This window comes from Geobacillus thermodenitrificans subsp. thermodenitrificans DSM 465, assembly GCF_000496575.1.
GTDB classification, from domain to species: Bacteria; Bacillota; Bacilli; order Bacillales; family Anoxybacillaceae; genus Geobacillus; species Geobacillus thermodenitrificans.
Map to the genome: position 1 here is coordinate 1 of NZ_AYKT01000012.1, position 19,380 is coordinate 19,380.

Below are 19,380 nucleotides of genomic sequence, written 5' to 3' on the forward strand. Positions count from 1 at the left end.
TTAAAATCGTCTGAATGATAGACTTTAATGTGGGCGGGAGGTTCCTTTCCCGTTTCTTCTATATAAATACGGCGAATCTCTGCTTCCGTCAAATGATCATATTCTAACGCCATGATTCTCGCACGCAACAGATCCGTATCTAACACAAGTTTTTGCGACACAGCGTATCCCTTCCTTAATCATAAAACGTAATAGACCTCATCAACATTTTGGCTGTTTTTTCTTCTTCCTCCACCTTTACTTGGCAACTTTTCCTAGCATCATTGCAATTTACTGAATATATAAATAAAACTCCTTGATGGCTATTGTTTGATTTAATATAACTAAAAAACAAATATTCCGTATCATGTTTATCATCCACCGAAATGTCTTTTTGGCTTTTGGCAAAATAAATAGTTTTGTCATTATATTCTTGTTTCATATATGAACCGTTATAATCCGCATAAGCCCGAGAGGATAATAAATATAAATTGGTTTCAATATCCTCCATGTACTCACCTTGTTCATATTGAAGATCTATAGAATAGTCTAAATTTTCCTCCTCATTGTCCCATCCGATAGCTAATGATTCGAAATCCTTTCCATCTCTTTCATAAAGTCCTTTTGCCACTACAGCGTCTTTAGGAAATAACATCGTATACCCATCTGTTTGCGATTGAAACAAATAGTACCCTTCTTTGACTTCTTTCGTTGATGCCATAAACTCACGAGTAAATTCATCCTGAAACGCGACCGTGTCCGGCCATTTCTTCGGCTGTTCTTTCTGTTCCTCCATGTGACATCCTGCCATCAATACAAGTGCTGATAACCATAACGCTTGCCAATATCTTTTCAAGGCCACCCATTCCTTTCCATTCTGATCCATACTACCCTATACGTATCAGATGATGGTGCGTTTTTCAATAAAAAATGCTACTTGGCCCATTTTTAGATAAAAAACAAGGAATCACGTTGATGAAAAATTTCTTGTCTATTTTTTGGACTGTCAGCATCCATTCTGTATCTTGTCCTCATCACTCCTTCACATGATAAAAGTCCGAACATCTTCCTCTTCACAGAACCATCTGTTGTTCTGGAAGAGGCGCTGTTCGGTTGCTCGTTCCAATTACTTGATAAAATTTCCCAAAGGTTCGATCTTCAAAGGGCATGTATATAGCACTACGTTTTTTGTGTTTTCTCTTTTGAATCTTTTCTCCCGTAAGAAATGATGATTCTGCCTATCCCCTAATGAGAAATCATGTAGAGTGTTCTCGGAAACATTACCATCCAATATATCAACCAACTGTATTAATCCTCTTATGTAAAATAGGATATTTAAAAAAGGTTTCATTGAAACCCTCCATTCTCATTTGAACATATAGCTTTTCTTTTCACCCCGTATTTTTTTGCCAACACGGCCAGCCTGTCAGAGATCTTTGCCACAAAGCATATCTAACAAAAACATAAATCACGATAATAGAAACCTAAATCATTTTCTGTTTTTGTTTCAAAATTTTATTGATACAACATCCTGATCAGCTAGTCTAAAAAATAAGCACACTTTTTGGTCATGAACCAAACAAAATCCAATTTAATCATAAAATGAATCTACATTATAAGGAAACTTTGTGGATATCCATAAATATCTTATTTGCTTACGTGTGAGTTATGGATACACACCAAAACATTCTCATCTATCCATAACTACAGAAACACTGTTAGACAAAGTCCCATCTATTTAGAATAGGGAGTGTTGTTTTAAAACACACTCTCTCATATTGGTCAATTGAAACGGCTGAAACCTAAGGGAAGAAAGTTTGTTTTTTTCATAGTTCTCTCTTACATCCCGTTCCAAACTTCCTTTTTTGAATAAGTAAGCACTCATACTTTCGCTTTTCGGAAATGTACATAAAATCCTATTGTCTATGAAATTACATATTTAGTAATATAAGGACTGGAAAAACAAGGCGATGAGGGTAGAAAAGGAGAAGAGGGATATGAAACCAAATTTATGGAATTGTCACTGCAATTTGTAAATACGGTGGAAAGACGATCCAAGCAATGAGAAATGCAACCGGATCACCTTATGATTCATTTATGGCAGCTTATAAACAAGGATTCGCTGCATGAAGATTGTCTCTAAAGCTTACACATCGTCTCAAGAAAGGAGATTATAGAATTTTTTCGTTTCATGCGATATGTCATAAATCGAAAGTACTCTTGCATGGGAACTGCTCTTTTGATGGGTGACCACACTTTCATTTGAGGGAGGGCCTCATGCAAGGGCTATTTTTTGCCTGTCTGATTCTATCTAACACTTCAGGTAATGAAAGACTTTTTATTCATGTGGGGGAGTAGGAAATGAAAAAGTTATCAGGTCAATATTTATACATCTTTTTATTAGTAACGATTATTTTGTTATGGAGTTATGGATGGGTTCTAACGAAGATGGGGTTAAGTTACATGGGGCCCTTTACGTTTGCCGCTTTACGCTTTTTACTTGCTTCATTGACGATGATCATCATTTTATTTTTTCTAAAGACTCCCCGACCAAAAGGAAAAGAATGGATGATTCTGTTTATAATAGGGTTGTTGCAAACTACCGCCATGTTTCTATTCATTAATTATGGAATGATGTTTGTAAATGTAAGCAAATCTTCAATCCTGATTTACTCGATGCCTATATGGAGCGGAATCCTCGGATATCTCTTTCTTCATGAATCATTAAACTATTACAAGGTAGTCAGTCTCATCCTAGGGATTTCTGGTTTAGTATCTATTATCGGGGTTGATTTTTTTGCTGTGCAGAACAAAAGCTCCATTTTCGGAGAATGTTTCCTTTTACTCGCTGCGATTTCTTGGGCTGGGGCAAATATCATTGTTAAAAAATATTTTAGCAATCATAATAAGATTGTCGTATCAACATGGCAAATGATTTTCGGAACCATTGGAGTGGTAGTTGCCGCCATTCTCATGGAGTGGGGTCAACCTATACATTTTACAACGATGAGTATGTTTATTCTGATTTACACAGGAGTGATTGCCTCTTCATTCTGTTTTACCTGTTGGTATGTGGTGTTAACCAAGCTTGATACGACAGTCGCTTCGATTTCCTTATTATTTGTTCCGATTGTAGCTATTTTTCTAGACTGGTTGTTACTTAACGAAAAAATGACTGTAAATATCGCCATCGGAGCACTGTTGATCACGATTGGCGTTTACTTAGCTACCGTGGCAAAACCTAAAAAGAAAAGTATAAAAAGATTTTCTACAGAAATAAAAAGCTAAGCAACGTGTTGCTTAGCTTTTATTATGGACTATGGGATTAAGTATGACGCAAGTCAATATAGACAGCCCTACTTAATGATCCTTATCTATTCTTTTCTTAGGAATCATTAACTTTTTTTATTTTTTCTAGTGCGATCTTAGGAGTTCGGTCTTCTTTTAATAAGCCATTAACTTCTTGTTGCACATCTGTAATTTGGGTGTAGCAATATCCGGATATATACGGTAATTTTTTTATCGCGTCTGTGATACTTTGATACCTTCTTAAAAATTCGTCTTCAGTCTCCACTTGGTGTCCATATCCCCAGCCTTTTTCGTCCTTAAATGCAATCCCACCATATTCAGAGATGATAACCGGTTGCCCTTTATAAGTGTAACCTTCAGCAAACGCATACTTATCTTTGTTATGGGGGATCTGATTATTTAAAATAAGATCTTTATCTTTATATCGTTCATAAAATTTTTCTCCACATTCTTCATAATCATGCAGAGTAATAATATCAGAAACTGTATGTTCCCAACCATCATTGACAATAACCGGTCTCATTTGATCGATCGATTTAGTGAGATAATAGATTGATTCAGTAAACGACTGCTGTTTTTTATCATATGCTACATTTGGTATACCCCATGATTCATTAAAGGGGACCCAAGTGATAATAGAGGGATGATTATAATACTGCTGGACAATTTCAAGCCATTCCTTTGTAAAGTTTTCTACAGCCTGATCCGAAAATTCATAAGTCGCAGCCATTTCAGACCACACTAACAATCCTTTTTTATCACACCAATACAAAAATCTTTCATCTTCTATTTTTTGGTGTTTACGTACACCATTAAACCCCATTTGTATTGTTTTATTAATATCATCAATTATTGCTTCATCAGAAGGGGGGGTTAACAACGTGTCAGGCCAATATCCCTGATCTAATAAAAGTTTTTGATAAAGTGGTTTATTATTTAATAATACTTTTCCATCTTTTATAGAGATTTTTCGCATTCCAAAATAGGATTCAACCTCATCAACTAATTGCTCATTGTCATACAAACGAAAAACAACATCATAAAGATTCGGATCCTCAGGCGACCATAGAAATACTTTCCATTCAGAGATCTCCGATAAAAGATCCACTTCTAAATGAAATTGAGGGCGATTAGGATTGATAGAAAATCTTTTTATTTCTCTTCCTTTAAAATTAATCACAGTTTCTAGTCGCAAGTCCTCATGTAATGACACATCGAGATCATAATCAAATCGTATCGAGTGATTATCGATATTTGGCGTCATTTTGACAGACTTTATGGTTTGATGGTTTAAAAATTCCAGCCAAACAGTCTGCCATATACCAGTAGTTTGCACATACCAACAGCCAAAATTCTTATCCATCCACCGTTGTTTTCCTCTCGGCTGATAGCAACTTAAACTATCTTCTACTTTTACGACTAGCTCATTCTCGCCATATTGGTCAATCACATTCGTAATATCAAAAGCAAACGCTGAGTTCCCCCCTTTATGGTCACCTACGAAATGTCCATTTACCCAAACCTTTGTAAAATAATCAGATGCTTGAAACCTTAAGATCACCTTTTTGCCTATTTGATCTTCTGGAATTTTAAAAGAGCGTTGGTACCACACAACAGGGTGAAACGTTTCGTCTCCAATCCCGCTCGCTTTTGTTTCATAAGTAAAGGGAACTTGTATTTCCATTGAAGTTGATAAATTTTTATACCACTCGTTACGTTCTCCTATATTTTCATCATCAAATGCAAAACTCCATTTTCCATTTAAATTTAACCAGTCCTTGCGTTTAAATTGCGGACGAGGATATTCAGTGCGGTTATAGACTTTGACATTATTCATCTGCCATTCTTCCTTTCTATGTTTATCCTTTAATACCTGTGAAACTAATTCCTTTTACAATTTGTTTTTCAAAGATTAGAAATGCGATAATAACTGGAATTGAAGCAATTGCATTAGCTGTCATGGGCAATACATACGCAGTTGAATAATTGGAATTGAAAACAGGAATACCAACTGGCAATGTGTATAAATCTTCAGATAATGTGGCCAAGTACGGCCACAAGAAATTATTCCACGAACCAATGAATGTAAAAATTCCAATTGCTGATATAGCAGGTTTAGATAAAGGTAAGATGATTTTATAAAATAGTTTAAAAGTGGAACATCCATCAATTACAGCACTTTCAATTAATTCCTTAGGGACATTATCAAAAAAACTTTTTAATACTATGATGCCCATTGAGGATGCAATCATTGGTAAAATTAAACCAGCGTAAGTATCTATCAACCCCAAACTTTTCGCTACCTCATATAAAGGAATAATAGTTGCTTCACCTGGAATCATTAATCCCAACAAAAAGAATACTAAGATAAAGTTTTTATATCGAAATTTCAGTCGGGAAATTGCAAACGCTGCCAATGATGTAACTAATAACGACAACAATGTAGTAATGAAAGCCACAATGAAACTATTCCAGGTCCACTTGAGAATTAAGCTTTCTTCTAAAAGGCGAGTATAGTTATCCAGAGTATATGGAGGTAAAAACCATTCCACTGGGTTTTTTGTCACATAGCCATCTGGTTTAAGTGAAACAAATATCATCCAAATAACAGGCAGGATAAAAAGAACTGCTGCTATTAATCCTATGATCACTTTTATCCATAAATATGAATCGCGATTTCTCTGCAATAAAGATTTTTGACGTATTTGCGTTTTGTCTTGTATATTAGGCGCTAATTGAGGCATACTCATTTATCAGTTCTCCTTTCTTTGATACCTTAATTGAACAATAGATAGAATTAATAAGATCATGAAAAGTGCATAGGACATTGTTGCTGCATACCCCATCAAATTCTTATTAAACCCAACTTCATAAATATATTGTATTAATGGTCTTGTAGTCCCTCCTGGTCCTCCTCCAGTTATCAACATAATTTGGGCAAACACCTTATACGATGCAATAATTTGCAATAACAAGATGACTTTTCCTATTGGTACTAACTGAGGTAAAGTAATGTGAATAAACATTTGCCAACGAGAGGCACCATCTATTTCAGCAGCTTCATATAATGAATCGGGAATATCTTGAAGAGCCGCCAAAAACAATATCATATTAAAGCCAACCGTCCACCATAAGGTAACGACTACAATTGCAACCCAAGCAAGTTTTTTATCAGCAATCCAAAATGGCTCAGCTTGAATACCAATTAAGTGAAGAAACGTATTGACAAAACCGTTGTATGGTTGAAGCATATAAATAGCTAAAAATGATATAACTGATACGGAAAGAATACTAGGAAGAAAATAAGCTGCTCGGAAGAATTTTTTTAGCTTGGTTTTTAAGTTTGCTAAAAGAGCCAACCCCAAAGCTAATAAGATCATTGTAGGCGTAGTATAAATAACAAATTTAGTCGTATTCCATAACGTTTCCCAGAAGAAAGGATCGGAAATCATTTTTTTGTAATTTTCTATTCCAATAAAATCAACTTTTCCAACTAGTTTCCACTCGTGTAGACTCATTTCAAAGCCTTTAAAAACAGGAAAGATAGTAAAAACTACATATACTAAAAAAAATGGCAAGAGATACGGTATCGCTTTCAAATCTTGAATCAATAACTTTTTTCTCATTGTCCGAACTCCTTTTCAAATTTAAGAAAAAAGGCTGAGTCTTATAAAACGTTGTAGAAAGAACCTGCAGTTGAGCAATTTTAACAAAAAGAGGAAATCAGAATATTCCTTATGCGACATGGAGCTGTTTTTTCACGGCATCAATGAGAAGATTTTATCGCTGCCCGATAAATAAACTATACGCTTTCTTCCATTTGGAGAAGGTCACGTCCAGTAGAGAAATTACAGTCCGAATCGAACATCCTGTACACATAAACCACCTGTCTCAAGATCCAATGCCGTTCACCATCTAAACTTGACGAATGCGATACCCATCAAGCTTCAATATCAATCATTGTTCCCGAAAAACCCGTTGTAATCATCATATCCACAATATGAAAGGGATGCTTCATGACCGGTTTGGAGAAATAAAGTGTGAACCTCAACGTCGTGAAAAACTTGTACATACCTTGATGATTGGCTAAGTTATTCAAGAGGCATGAACCTCTTGGTGTGAATAGTTTGTTGATCCATCTATTCCAACCAAGGAATTAGGTTCATGCCTTCTTTTCAATTGATGTTAGTGATTTTGCTCATCTACAGCAAGAATCAGACTCTGATAATAATAGTCATATTCTAAACTATTAATTACTGATTAATTCGGTCACTTCTTGTTCAATGGTTTTAAATGCTTCTTCAGGTGTTGCCTCGTTTGTCCAAATTCTATCTAGGTTTCGAATCATGATATCTTGAATACCACGTGCGTGAACTGTTTTATCAACAACTTTTACATAGTCTGCAACTTGTGCATAATCACTACGATATGGTAATTCTTTAAATTCTTTCGATTCAACAACGGTATCTTTTGCAGGAATATGTCCAGCTTTAGCCCACATCGCACCATTATCCGTTGCGAATTTCATAAACTCTACTGCACCTTTTAAGACCTCTTCATCGGCATTGCTATAGAATGGTAACACAAAAGTGTGGGAACTAGCCCAAGCAGCCTTTTGACCAAACATATTCGGGAATGGCATTGGGGTAAATTCTAGACCATCAGTTTTTTCCCAAATTCCTGTCGCCCAAACACCTGTTGCCATGACAGCTGCATTGCCAGTTTGAAAATCACTATAAAAATCGGCTAAATTCAACGGGATAACTTTATGGGTATGATATAAATCATATATATATTTTGCTGCTTGAATGGCTTTCTCAGTGTCTAAAACATATTTTGGATGTTCTAAATCTCCCTCTACAATATGTTCGCCGCCTAATTGATTGTATAGAGCCCACCAAATTCGATAAGGATCTTCTCCGACATTAGAAAAAGCAAACGGCATTTTACCTTCTGGCAACTTCTCTTTTAACTTAGTTAAAAATTCTACAAATCCTTCAGGAGTTTCTTCCATCATCACTGTTCCATCATCATTTAAGAGACCAGCTTCTCGTACTAATTTGTTATTTATAAACATGATTTCAGGATGGGTATCAATTGGAACGGCATAGTGTTTATCTTCAAAAATTACAGCTTCAAGAACGTTTTGGTTAAATTCCTCCCACTTAAGACCGATTTCTGAAGCATATTTATCAATAGGCGTAACCAGTCCTTCAGCGACTAATTCTGGAATTACATAACTATGTGCAATAGCCAAATCAGGACCTTTCCCTGAGGCAATACTCGTCAAAAGTTTTGTATAATACTCTTCATATTCTTGAAAGACGTTAGTGATGAAATATTTATCTTGGCTTTCATTGAAAGCGTCAACAATTTCTTGCATGTATTCCGCATCTCCACCACCAAATAAATTCCACATTACAATTTCAGTTCTACCTTCTGGAACCTTCGTGTTACTACTTTTATTACCTGAACAGGCAGCCAATAAAAAAACAATTAACACAATACTAAAAATTTTCCTCATTTCCACTCCCCCTGATTATAATAATCTTGTTTTGCTACACGTATTTATTTGCAAAAAATTCTGTATTTATCTTTTAATTGAAGTATACACTCACATTTTTCAAATGTCAACGAATTATACTGAATATTAACTTAATTTTTAAGTTAATTTTTTTGTAAAAAGCACAAAAACTAGAGTAAAAACTCGAAATGATACGTAAGAATGCTATAATAGGCAGACATTCCGCATCGGGCTTATAAATCGTAAAAACTGCTTCGAAGAGCCATACGATTCACCAATATCATTTTTGAATCCTGTACACCTAGATCGGCGAGCAACTGAACATGAAACCTGGAGAACCCCTGCTCCCAAAACTACTTCGAGACGTGCGAAAAGGCCGACAAAGAAGCAACGCTTGTCCCCTCGCATCCTCTTTAAAAACAGCGAAACTGTTAAACCTATGAAAAAAGGGGCTTTTTAAAGAACGCCCCCCCTGCATCAGAAATTAGAATCTTCTACAAATCCTCATACGTTTTATGACTGTTGATTCTCTTTGAAAGCATCATGCATTCCATTCCCTTTTCTGTTTTATGAAAAAGCTGATTCCCCCTAGGCAGTAAATGGCCTCTTGTCAATGATCACCGACAAGAGGCCATTCTGATTTCTAATGAGAGTAGCAACTCATATATTTCACAATCAAAGCCTTAGATGCAGATTACTGTCCTTCGACCCTCGCTATGCTCATCTTGTTTGTCAAAAACAGTGCAGGCAGAATGCTAATTACCATGAAGATTAAGCTTGTGATAAAACCTGCGTGATAAGCGCCGGCAAAGTTGGCTACTGTAGCCTCCTTCACATTTAGAGCGTTGCTGACCACCGTTGCCAAAATGGCGGAACCAAAGGCGGCTCCAACGTTTTGGATGATGCGGGTGGCAACGCTGGCTGCTGGGACTTGCAGCTTTTGGAGCCCTACGTAAGAATCACTCATCACAGGGACCGTGATCCCTCCGACGCCTATTCCTCGTACAAACAGTACCAACCATATGAGCCATTGCGACGTGTCGGCATCAAAGAATACAAATGGAAGTGTCCCGATGATGGTTATGGCAATGGAAGGCAGTACTACATACCGTGCCCCGAGCTTATCCGTCATTTTACCGATCAAAGGCCGTGTGACCAGCATTCCCACACCTTGGGGAATCAGCCAAAGTGCCGCTGTAATGACGTTGAGCTCAAGTACATTTTGAAAAAACATCGGGAAGAGAAGCATAGGCCCATTGGTGGCAAATCCGGCTAAAAACAGTGAAAGAAACGCAGCACTGAAATTTTTTGATTTGAACAGATCCAGTGGTATCAATGCTTGATCCTTTCTCTTCGACGCATAAAGCAAGTATGCCACCAACGAGATAGCGCCAATGCCAAATGCCAGGATGCCAGTTGCTCGCGTGTTCTGTGCCCTAATCTCCGTCACGCCAAAGACAACCATTCCAGATAACATGGCCAGCAACAGAATCCCTATCCAGTCCAGTTTTGCAGATTTATTCATTGCCTCGAACTTCGGCAATTTCCATTGTGCGATGAGTAATGCTATGCCCCCTATAGGAAGGTTTACAAAAAACAACCAATGCCACGATAAGTGCTGTAAAATGAATCCTCCGATAACCGGTCCGGCAATAGGGCCAAAAACCACCGGAATACCGACAACGGACATGACACGGCCCAGGTTTTCACTGCCAGCAGCTTGTACAACCAAAGTCGTCAGCGCTGGGATTATGATGCCGGAAGCGAGCCCCTGCAGCATACGAAATGCGATTAAGCTCTGCATATCCCATGCAAGACCGCAAAGAAGCGAGCTGATTAAGAACAGTCCCAATGCAACCATGTATACTTTCTTGCCATCATATTTTTGCATCAGCCAACCGGAAAGCGGGACTGCCATCCCCAAAGCGAGAACATATCCAGTCACCACCCATTGCGTAACCGCAAAGGTGGTTGAGAACGCTTTGGCTAAATCGTTCACCGCAATATTGATGATCGTGGAGTCCAACATAGGCAGAATTGCACCAAGCACCAAAATCCACGCGATGCTAATCATTCCTTTTGGTAATTTTTCTTTTCCCATATTTCCATCTCCTATTTTTAATTAAGGTACATGTTGTACCTTAATTAGTATAAACGATTTAAAAATAAGGTTCAATATGTACCTTAAAAATTTTTTTAAATTATGATATAATGTTTTCCGATTTTTGCTGAAATATAAGCTTGAAAAACTCGTGTTGGCAAACACTTTGCGGAGAGATGGTGAATGAAATGAACGATGCGAGCAAGAATGTGCGTAGACGAGGAGACGCACTGATCGAAAGCATTTATAACGCCACGATAGAGTTGATCAAAAAAGTCGGTTATACCAATCTTACTTTTCAGCAAATCGCACATGCTGCGAAAACCAGCCGTACTGTCTTATACCGGCGCTGGAATACAAAATTTGACCTAATCCATGAAATCATGGAATATAAAACGAAGAACGCGCTCGGCGGGGAATTGATTGATAAGATCGAGGACACAGGAAGCCTGCGTGGTGACTTGTTGCAGTTGCTTACCCTCTATCAAAGCATTTATACAGAGGGTGGGCTTGAAATAATGAATGCGATTTTATTTGAGATAGGACAAGACAGCGAAAAATTGTCGAAGATTGAAACTAACGCTAGAAATAAAAATATCTTGGTCATGCGTAAACTGCTTGGGTTCGCAAAAAACCGGGGAGAAAAAATAAAAGAGGTCAGCGACGCGACACTGACCTTGCCTTTTGACCTCATCCGAGTAGAAAATCTCCTGCGCAGAGAGACTATGGATGCAAAACGTCTTGAGTTATTGGTTGATGAAATATTGCTTCCGGTTTTTCTTGCTTAACGAAAATATGATTGCTGTTTTATGAAATCAAGGGAGTCAGTGAATTATAATGAAAATCAGTTGCCTTTAGTAAAAGTTTTTTGATCCGTGACCATGTATGGGTCGAATGTCTACCTCTTGCCTAATGAAACAAACCGTTATGTCATTACAGGTTACCTCAAGAACCAAAGTGCACTGACGATGGCCCACTTGATATCTCTATCCAGAAAGACCGGCAGAGCTAAACAAATATCAAAGTGCCTGAAACGAAGGAATCTAATTTTTCGTCTGATCAGGCACTTTTTACTTTAATAAAAATCCCTAAATAAGGAAGATCAAGCAGTGACACAGGTACCATAAAAGGGACCTTTTTCATACAGATTTTGATGAACAACCATTATCCTTGTTTCCATTTATGAATATCTTGTTAAAATCAACTTCGCAACCGTCTCCACATGCGCCGTATGCGGGAACATGTCGACCGGTTGAATGTAGTCGACGCGATACGCCCTAGCCAAGGTATCAAGATCACGGGCAAGGCTGGATGGGTTGCATGAGACGTAGACGACCGTTTGCGGGCGAACGCGAAGGATCGTCTCAAGCAGCGCTCGGTCGCAGCCGACGCGGGGCGGGTCGACGATGACGACGTCCGGCTTCCATCCTTGTTTCACCCATTTTGGCAGCCAATATTCCGCTTTTCCGACCACATAATGCGTGTTCTCAAAGCCGTGTTTTTTGGCGTTTTTCTTTGCATCTTCGATTGCTTCCGGAATCGTATCCATGCCGCGCACTTCTTTGGCGTCGCGAGCGAGCCAAAGACCGATCGTGCCGACGCCGCAATAGGCATCAACGATCCTCTCTGTTCCGGTGAGAGCGGATGCCTTTTTCACTTCATCGTACAATTTCACCGTTTGGATGGGATTAAGCTGGAAAAAGGCGCGCGCGGAGAGCTCAAATGACAAATCGCCGAGCGTTTCTTGAATGTATTCATCTCCTGCTAGCACTTCTGTCTCGTCGCCGAAAATGAGCGAGGTTTTTTCGCCGTTTATGTTTTGCACGATCGATTTCACTTCTGGAAGACGGCGACGAATTTCGTCAATGAGCAGCTCTTTGCGCGGAATATCTTTCGTCGCCGTGACAAGAACGATCTGGATGTCCCCCGTATGAAAGCCAACGCGGGCGACGATCGTCCGTACGACGCCTGTTCTTGTCCGCTCATTGTAAATGGGGATGCGCAAATCTTGCAAAATCGTTTTGACAATGTTGGTCACGCGCGTCGTTTGTGGGTGTTGGACGCGACATTCCGACAAGTCGATGAGCCGGTGTGAGTTCAGGCCGTACAGCCCGGCGAGCACCTTTCCTTTTTTCACTCCGACTTGAAACTGGCTTTTGTTTCGGTAATGCCACGGATCGTTCATCCCGATCGTCGGGCGGATGTCAATTTTGTCGACATCGAGACGACGGACGTGACGACGCAACGCTTGGATGACAATGTCACGCTTCGCTTCAAGCTGCGCCTCGTACGACAAGTGCTGCAGCTGGCAGCCGCCGCACTGGTTATAGAGCGGGCATGACGGCGTGACGCGGTGAGACGAGCGCTTTCGGATGCGTTTGATTTTCGCCTCAGCATAGGTAGGGTGAATGTCTGTCGCCTCAACGATCACTTCCTCACCTGGCAAGGCGCCGGGGACAAAGACAACTTGTTTTTGAAAATAACCGACCCCTTCACCGTTAATGCCGATCCGCTGAATCGTCAGCGGAAATTGATCGCCTTTTTGAATCTTTACCTTCGTTTGTTGCTTTGTCATATCAGTCCCTCTCATTCAATACTTCTCCACAAATAAAGAGCCGCATAACTCGCGTACGGCTTCCATCGTTCGCCGAGCAATGCCAGCTCGCTAGCAGTCGGCCGCTTCGGAAGCTGAAAAAGTTGTTCAACCGCCCGCTGCAAGCCAATATCAGCCGGCGGAAAGACGTTCGGACGGCCAAGCCCAAACAGGAGAAAATTTTGCACGGTCCATGGCCCGATGCCTCGTATGGCGGTCAACCGCTCCATCACTTCACCGTCTTCCATTTGCTCGAGGTCATCAAGTCGCAGCGTTCCGTCGGCAATCAGACGCGACACATCAACGATATACTCCGCCTTCCGCCTGCTCAGCTGTAAGGCGCGCAAGTCATCATACGAGCGGGCGGCGATATCTTCTGGGCGCGGGTAAAACCAAACGCCGTCCCGTTCCTCACCGAACGTTTTGACAAACCGTTCTGTAAGTCGATAGCCCACTTTGAGATGAAGTTGCTGATGGATGAAACATTTCATCAGGCAAAAATACAAATCAAAATCAAGCACTAATGGCAGCCCCTCATAACGGGCAAACAGCGGCGCCAGCTCGGTCGTGCGGAAATGATCGTACACCGGGGCAAGCGGCGTCTGCCATTGGAATAAATGGGAGACGCGCTCAAGAATGTCTTCTTGCCGATTGGAATGCGGTGCCAAAACAACAAAACGGGGGGCTTCTTTTGTGCCGATGCTTTCAATTACGACCGGTATCTTTAAGCCGTCAAGATGAAGCGGCACGGTGATGCGCTGTCGCTCTACGTCAACCGCCATCAGCGGATCTAACGAAAGCCGGTCGAGCACATGGGCAAAATCATACGGCGCAGGCACGGTGATCGTTCGTTTCCACATTGTCCTCACCTTTTTCGTTGGTCCGTGCCCTTATTATAACGAAAAACGCCCCGCCAAACCAACGAATCGGACAAAGCAGCCGCATACGATTCAGTTGGAAAGGCAGGGACAAACGCCTCATCTCCAAACAACTTCGCTCCATATGTGATTATAAAGCGCCTTATGGGCGAAACAGCCACGGATGGAGTCCCATCTTTTTCCCCATCAGCTCATCTAAGCTGGCAAACGTATACCCTTGTTTGCGCAAGTCATCGATCACTTTGGGCAGCGCGTCGGCGTTATCTTTCGAGACAGAGTGCAAAAGCACAATCGCACCTGGATGGATTTGTTTCATCATTTGGTCGTACGCATATCGCCACCCTCGCTGGCGATCGGTTTGCCAATCGACGAAGGCAAGCGACCAAAAAACATGATAATAGCCTAGGTCGCGGGCGAGGGACAACGTCCGTTCACTAAAAATGCCGCGCGGCGGACGAAGGTACACCATCCCTTTTTGCCCGGTCAATTCCTCTGTCTTTTCTTTGACTTTTTCCAGCTCCTCACGCAGCCGCTCATCACTTACTGTCGTCAAATCAGGGTGATGCCACGAATGGTTGCCGATGATGTGCCCTTCCGCAGCCATTCGTTTCACCAAATCAGGTGCGGTTTGCAAGTAATGGCCCGTGACAAAAAAAGTAGCCGGCACTTGTTTTTCTTTTAACACATCTAAAATTTTTGCCGTATAGCCGTTTTCATAGCCGTTATCAAACGTTAAATACACTGTTTTTTCACTCGTATCGCCTAAATAAAAAGCATCGTACTTCGCCAACAGTTCATCAAGCTCTTTCCCCGCTGACGGGGGTTCATGGTTTTCACTCCGCTTGAATCCCCAATGGATCGGCGCATTGCTTGCCGCTAAAGCGGGGGTGGGAACGAGTGCGATTATGAACACGAGGGAAAGAAGCCATTTCATGCGCAGAGTTCCTCCTTAGCCACCGTCTTTTTCCTTTTTCTTATTGTTTTCCCTCGCCAACGCTTTACGCGCGCCATTTTTTACAAAAAAGCCCCAAAAGCGCATACAAAACACGCTTTTGGGGCCAAGCCATCTTTTCACTAGCCATTCGGTTGCAGTTGCTTCTTCACGTTTATTTGAACACCGGCTCTTTGAATTGGGCCAGCTTTTCCAACGATGATTTTTCAACATCCTCGTGCAAGCTGTTGCCGTGCGAGTCCATCGTGACGACAGCAGTGAAATTTTCAACGCGCAAATGCCACATGGCTTCTGGAATGCCGAATTCCATCAAATCGACGCCTTCTACCGATTGGATACAGTCAGCGTAATATTGAGCTGCACCGCCGATGGCATTTAAGTAGACACCGCCATGCTCTTTTAAGGCCTGCAATGTTTTCGCACCCATGCCGCCTTTGCCAATGACAGCGCGAACGCCGAATTTTTTCATAATGTCACCTTGGTACGGCTCCTCACGGATGCTTGTCGTTGGACCTGCCGCTTTGACATGCCAACGGCCTTCTTCATCTTTTAACATGACCGGACCGCAATGGTAAATGATTTGCCCATTCAAATCGACCGGAGCATCATGGTCCATTAAATATTTATGAATGGCGTCGCGTCCCGTATAAATCATGCCGCTGATGCGGACAACATCGCCGACACGAAGCTGGCGCACTTGTTCTTCAGATAGCGGCGGAACAAGATCGATGACGCGCGTCTCCCCTTGTTCAAGCGCCGCAGCGGCTTCTGCTTTTTCAAGTTCTTTGGTCAAATCAATATCCTCGCCATCTTGGTATAGCCATTCCATGATTTCGCCGGTTTGCGGGTCGATTTTCACGCCCATACGGCGGAACGCCCAACAGTTGTAGGCAACGGACACGAAGAAGCTCGCCGGGATGCGGTGCATAACGCCGATTTTACAGCCAAGCAATGTCGATTCACCGCCAAATCCCATCGTACCGATGCCGAGCTTATTGGCGTTTTCCATAATGTATTCTTCAAGTTGGCGCAGCTCTTCAATCGGGTTGACATCATCGACCGGACGGAACAGCTGCTCTTTGGCAAGCTCATAGCCGGATGAGCGGTCGCCGCCAATGCCGACACCGATAAAACCAGCGCTGCATCCTTGCCCTTGGGCTTGGTACACCGCATGCAAAATGCATTTGCGAATGCCGTCAAGGTCGCGTCCGGCGCGGCCGAGGCCTTCGAGTTCACACGGAAGGCTGTATTGAATGTTTTTGTTTTCACAGCCGCCGCCTTTCAAAATTAAGCGGACGTCAATGTAATCGTTTTCCCATTGTTCAAATTTAATGACTGGTACGCCTTCTCCTAAGTTGTCGCCGCTGTTTTTGCCAGTGAGCGAATCGACCGAGTTCGGACGCAGCTTGCCGTTTTTCGTCGCTTCGACAACGGCGGCACGGATCGCTTTTTTCATTTCAATTTGATTCACGCCGACTGGAACTTTGATTTTAAATGTGGGCAAACCGGTGTCTTGACAGATCGGTGAAACGTTTTCATCAGCCATTTGAATGTTCTCAACGATTGTATCGAGCGCCATAGCTGCACGTGTCCCCAGATTTTCACGCACTTTTGCCTGAGCGATTGCTCGACGAACGTCTTTAGGCAACTTCGTCGACGTCTCGACGATTAAGTCATACATGCTTTGCTGGAATTTGTCCATTTCCGTTCAACGCCCCTTCCCCTGTTCATCCAATTGTCCAATCTTCCTTTATTATACTCCCTTTTTCCTTGTTGTGTAAAAAATCTTTATTTTCCACAACATGATGGCCGCACCATCGTCATACAAATGGAATGTATAAGAAACGAGCCAAAACGATTGACAAGCGTGAAGACGGAGGCTGATAATGGACGGTGGGATTTTAAATGGAAAAAGGAGAAGAAGGCCATGCGTTCATCGACAATGCCGGCGATTACACCGGCATATGACCCGTGGGAGGCATATGTCGATATTGAAGAATACGGGAAACTTGAGTTGACCAATATTGAGTTGACCACAACGACACTTTGCAATATGCGCTGTGAACATTGCGCCGTAGGCTATACATTGGCAACGAAAGATCCGGATGCGTTGCCGCTTGATTTATTGATCCGTCGTCTCGAAGAAATTCCGCATTTGCGTTCCTTAAGCATCACCGGCGGCGAACCGATGCTGTCGTTAACATCGGTGGAACGATACGTCGTTCCTCTGCTTCGCTATGCACACGAACGCGGGGTGCGGACGCAGCTCAATTCGAATTTAACGCTTGATTTAGCTCGCTATGAACGAATCATTCCGTATTTGGATGTGCTCCACATCTCCCACAACTGGGGGACGATCGACGATTTTGTCGACGGCGGCTTTGCCATGATGGAACGAAAACCGACGCGCGCCCAGCGTGAAAAATATTTCCAGCGTATGCTCGATAACGCGAAAGCGCTGGCGAAATCAGGGGTAATGGTGTCCGCAGAAACGATGATCAACAAGCGGACGGTTCGTCATTTGGAAACGATCCACCGCCAAGTCGTCGAGGAAATGGGCTGCCGACGGCATGAAATTCATCCGATGTACCCGAGCGATTTTGCGGGTGCGCTTGAGACGTTAAGCTTAGAGGAGTTGCGCCAAGCGATCCATCATTTACTCGATATTCGTGATGAAAATGTCTGGATGTTGTTTGGCACGTTGCCGTTTTATCCATGCAGTGATAATGAAGACGATCTTCGCCTATTAAAGCGGCTGTATGAAAGCAAAAACGTCACCGTGCGCAACGACCCGGACGGCCGCTCGCGGCTTAACATCAACATTTTTACCGGTGATGTCATCGTTACCGATTTCGGTGATGAACCGCCACTTGGCAACATCATTCATGATTCGTTGCCGGACGTGTATCGCCAATGGCGCCGTTCGAAACTCGCTAACGAACTTCTTTGCCATTGTCCGGCCGCGCGTTGCCTCGGACCAAACGTGCTTGTCAAACAAACCTATTACCGCAATGTCGATTTTACAAAACGTTCGGCACGCGTTGCACGGTAAAAGAAACTTCGAACAAACAAAGTGCGGCCGATAGGTGTCATTCACGTGCATATAGCGGCATAAGAGAAGGTGTCCCATTACCTCTGGGACACCTTCGTTATCTTGGTTGGTCGCTGATAACATAAGACATGTATAGACGGTCTTGCACCGGAATCCATGCCCCGACCCCTCTTGTCGTCACGTTTTTGACAACGATTTTCTTTTTGTTCCCTTTCAAAACGATGTACACTTCGCCATACGTCACTTTTCCTTTTTCATTCACGGCCGGAGCATATGCATACAAATAGCCCATTTTTTTGGCCGGCACATTGTATGACTGGTCTTTTTTCGTACCAATTCCAACAACCGTGCTGAATGATAGCGGCAGCTTCGTTTTTTCCATCGCCTTATTTAACATCATCCGCTTCACCGCCTCTTCGTTCGGCACTTTTGCCGTCAATCCGCCGCGGATGTGCTTTTGCATTTCTTGTCTATAATATAACTTTTGCGCAGCCTCACCGCTGCGGTTATCGAGAAAATTCGTGTTGACCTTTTGATATTCCCAATTCGTGGATGTCTCAAGCGACTGGTAATTGAGTGGCCATTGGCCTAAATAAATCGTCGCCCGGTAGCCGACAGCCCAAGGGGTATTCGCCGCTGAGGATTCGTTAAAGAGATGGATCAATTCCGGATTCTCAATTTTTACGTTCGCTGATTTCAACAGCTGTTTCGTAAACGAACTTGGCTCTAAATGCGGCAAATCTTGCGTCGGGTTCGGATACGTATTTTCTTTTGATATATCGATCACCGTGCCGGGCGCCGGTTTGCCGGAAGCTGCCATCGTCGGAACCGTCGCCGCATAGAGAAGAAGCACGCCCGTCAATAAGGAAACGGCCCATTTTTTCATTACATTCGCTCCTTTCTTTTCCGTATTCACTGTTATTTTCTTTCAAAATACGTCCTTTATCCGTCGCGGTGAAAATTTCATCCTACTTTGGCACCTTATTTCCCCG

General features: G+C 42.1%; 15 protein-coding genes and 1 pseudogene. 3 read left to right on the forward strand and 13 right to left on the reverse strand.

The annotated features are described in order from the left end of the window. Both DSM465_RS20195 and DSM465_RS0112300 read right to left on the reverse strand, forming a co-directional pair. Positions 1-113 (reverse strand): DUF6792 domain-containing protein (locus DSM465_RS20195; protein ID WP_317135449.1); only part of this gene is annotated, 113 nt, incomplete at its 3' end. Between the two features lie 62 nt (positions 114-175). After that, positions 176-841 (reverse strand): hypothetical protein, encoded by a 666-nt coding sequence (locus tag DSM465_RS0112300; RefSeq protein WP_011886765.1) that lies wholly within the window; start codon positions 839-841, stop codon positions 176-178. A gap of 1,499 nt (positions 842-2,340) precedes the next feature. Here DSM465_RS0112300 and DSM465_RS0112310 point away from each other — a divergent pair. Then, entirely contained in the window at positions 2,341-3,267 is a 927-nt protein-coding gene (locus DSM465_RS0112310; RefSeq protein ID WP_029761474.1) for a DMT family transporter, read from the forward strand. Positions 3,268-3,364: 97 nt separating this feature from the next. On the opposite strand, the gene DSM465_RS0112315 is transcribed toward DSM465_RS0112310, so the two are convergent. The 6 genes and pseudogenes from DSM465_RS0112315 to DSM465_RS0112340 form a co-directional block, all read right to left on the reverse strand. Continuing rightward, positions 3,365-5,125: a glycoside hydrolase family 2 protein gene (locus tag DSM465_RS0112315; protein WP_011886764.1), complete on the reverse strand. Its 1,761-nt coding sequence runs from the start codon at positions 5,123-5,125 to the stop codon at positions 3,365-3,367. A gap of 22 nt (positions 5,126-5,147) precedes the next feature. After that, complete coding sequence (locus tag DSM465_RS0112320; RefSeq protein ID WP_011886763.1) at positions 5,148-6,038, reverse strand: carbohydrate ABC transporter permease; 891 nt, start codon at positions 6,036-6,038, stop codon at positions 5,148-5,150. A 3-nt stretch (positions 6,039-6,041) separates the two neighbouring features. Beyond that, positions 6,042-6,914 carry a carbohydrate ABC transporter permease gene (locus DSM465_RS0112325; RefSeq protein WP_011886762.1) on the reverse strand — a complete coding sequence of 291 codons (873 nt, stop codon included), beginning with the start codon at positions 6,912-6,914 and terminating at the stop codon, positions 6,042-6,044. Between the two features lie 323 nt (positions 6,915-7,237). Then, a pseudogene (locus tag DSM465_RS19300) lies at positions 7,238-7,387 on the reverse strand (IS701 family transposase); the annotation flags it as partial. Positions 7,388-7,537: 150 nt separating this feature from the next. Beyond that, positions 7,538-8,812 (reverse strand): ABC transporter substrate-binding protein, encoded by a 1,275-nt coding sequence (locus DSM465_RS0112335; RefSeq protein ID WP_029761476.1) that lies wholly within the window; start codon positions 8,810-8,812, stop codon positions 7,538-7,540. Positions 8,813-9,506: 694 nt separating this feature from the next. Further along, entirely contained in the window at positions 9,507-10,913 is a 1,407-nt protein-coding gene (locus DSM465_RS0112340; RefSeq protein ID WP_011886760.1) for an MDR family MFS transporter, read from the reverse strand. A 188-nt stretch (positions 10,914-11,101) separates the two neighbouring features. Here DSM465_RS0112340 and DSM465_RS0112345 point away from each other — a divergent pair, with 188 nt between their 5' ends. Beyond that, positions 11,102-11,701 carry a TetR/AcrR family transcriptional regulator gene (locus DSM465_RS0112345; protein WP_011886759.1) on the forward strand — a complete coding sequence of 200 codons (600 nt, stop codon included), beginning with the start codon at positions 11,102-11,104 and terminating at the stop codon, positions 11,699-11,701. A gap of 392 nt (positions 11,702-12,093) precedes the next feature. Here the strand turns inward: DSM465_RS0112345 and rlmD are convergent, their stop codons facing one another. The 4 genes from rlmD to DSM465_RS0112365 all read right to left on the reverse strand — a co-directional run bounded on the left by rlmD (position 12,094) and on the right by DSM465_RS0112365 (position 17,038). Next, positions 12,094-13,503 (reverse strand): 23S rRNA (uracil(1939)-C(5))-methyltransferase RlmD, encoded by a 1,410-nt coding sequence (rlmD, locus tag DSM465_RS0112350; RefSeq protein WP_008881191.1) that lies wholly within the window; start codon positions 13,501-13,503, stop codon positions 12,094-12,096. Continuing rightward, entirely contained in the window at positions 13,500-14,366 is an 867-nt protein-coding gene (locus DSM465_RS0112355) for a DNA-3-methyladenine glycosylase family protein (RefSeq protein ID WP_029761477.1), read from the reverse strand. Before DSM465_RS0112355 ends, rlmD begins: the two co-directional genes overlap by 4 nt. A gap of 160 nt (positions 14,367-14,526) precedes the next feature. Next, positions 14,527-15,318 (reverse strand): delta-lactam-biosynthetic de-N-acetylase, encoded by a 792-nt coding sequence (gene pdaA / locus DSM465_RS0112360; protein ID WP_008881193.1) that lies wholly within the window; start codon positions 15,316-15,318, stop codon positions 14,527-14,529. Positions 15,319-15,490: 172 nt separating this feature from the next. Beyond that, on the reverse strand, positions 15,491-17,038 hold the full coding sequence (locus DSM465_RS0112365; protein WP_008881194.1) for a fumarate hydratase: 1,548 nt from the start codon (positions 17,036-17,038) through the stop codon (positions 15,491-15,493). Between the two features lie 225 nt (positions 17,039-17,263). Here DSM465_RS0112365 and yfkAB point away from each other — a divergent pair, with 225 nt between their 5' ends. After that, positions 17,264-18,388, forward strand: coding sequence for a radical SAM/CxCxxxxC motif protein YfkAB (yfkAB, locus tag DSM465_RS0112370; RefSeq protein ID WP_008881195.1), 1,125 nt, complete (start codon positions 17,264-17,266; stop codon positions 18,386-18,388). A gap of 97 nt (positions 18,389-18,485) precedes the next feature. On the opposite strand, the gene DSM465_RS0112375 is transcribed toward yfkAB, so the two are convergent. Beyond that, positions 18,486-19,274, reverse strand: coding sequence for a YfkD famly protein (locus DSM465_RS0112375; RefSeq protein ID WP_008881196.1), 789 nt, complete (start codon positions 19,272-19,274; stop codon positions 18,486-18,488). Positions 19,275-19,380: the final 106 nt, after the last annotated feature.

Bases quoted from the DNA above. Each gene is read 5' to 3' on its own strand.
- DSM465_RS0112310 (WP_029761474.1), top strand. From the start codon at position 2,341: ATGAAAAAGTTATCAGGTCAATATTTATACATCTTTTTATTAGTAACG.
- DSM465_RS0112315 (WP_011886764.1), bottom strand. From the start codon at position 5,125: ATGAATAATGTCAAAGTCTATAACCGCACTGAATATCCTCGTCCGCAA.
- DSM465_RS0112320 (WP_011886763.1), bottom strand. From the start codon at position 6,038: ATGAGTATGCCTCAATTAGCGCCTAATATACAAGACAAAACGCAAATA.
- DSM465_RS0112325 (WP_011886762.1), bottom strand. From the start codon at position 6,914: ATGAGAAAAAAGTTATTGATTCAAGATTTGAAAGCGATACCGTATCTC.
- DSM465_RS0112335 (WP_029761476.1), bottom strand. From the start codon at position 8,812: ATGAGGAAAATTTTTAGTATTGTGTTAATTGTTTTTTTATTGGCTGCC.
- DSM465_RS0112340 (WP_011886760.1), bottom strand. From the start codon at position 10,913: ATGGGAAAAGAAAAATTACCAAAAGGAATGATTAGCATCGCGTGGATT.
- DSM465_RS0112345 (WP_011886759.1), top strand. From the start codon at position 11,102: ATGAACGATGCGAGCAAGAATGTGCGTAGACGAGGAGACGCACTGATC.
- rlmD (WP_008881191.1), bottom strand. From the start codon at position 13,503: ATGAGAGGGACTGATATGACAAAGCAACAAACGAAGGTAAAGATTCAA.
- DSM465_RS0112355 (WP_029761477.1), bottom strand. From the start codon at position 14,366: ATGTGGAAACGAACGATCACCGTGCCTGCGCCGTATGATTTTGCCCAT.
- pdaA (WP_008881193.1), bottom strand. From the start codon at position 15,318: ATGAAATGGCTTCTTTCCCTCGTGTTCATAATCGCACTCGTTCCCACC.
- DSM465_RS0112365 (WP_008881194.1), bottom strand. From the start codon at position 17,038: ATGGACAAATTCCAGCAAAGCATGTATGACTTAATCGTCGAGACGTCG.
- yfkAB (WP_008881195.1), top strand. From the start codon at position 17,264: ATGCGTTCATCGACAATGCCGGCGATTACACCGGCATATGACCCGTGG.
- DSM465_RS0112375 (WP_008881196.1), bottom strand. From the start codon at position 19,274: ATGAAAAAATGGGCCGTTTCCTTATTGACGGGCGTGCTTCTTCTCTAT.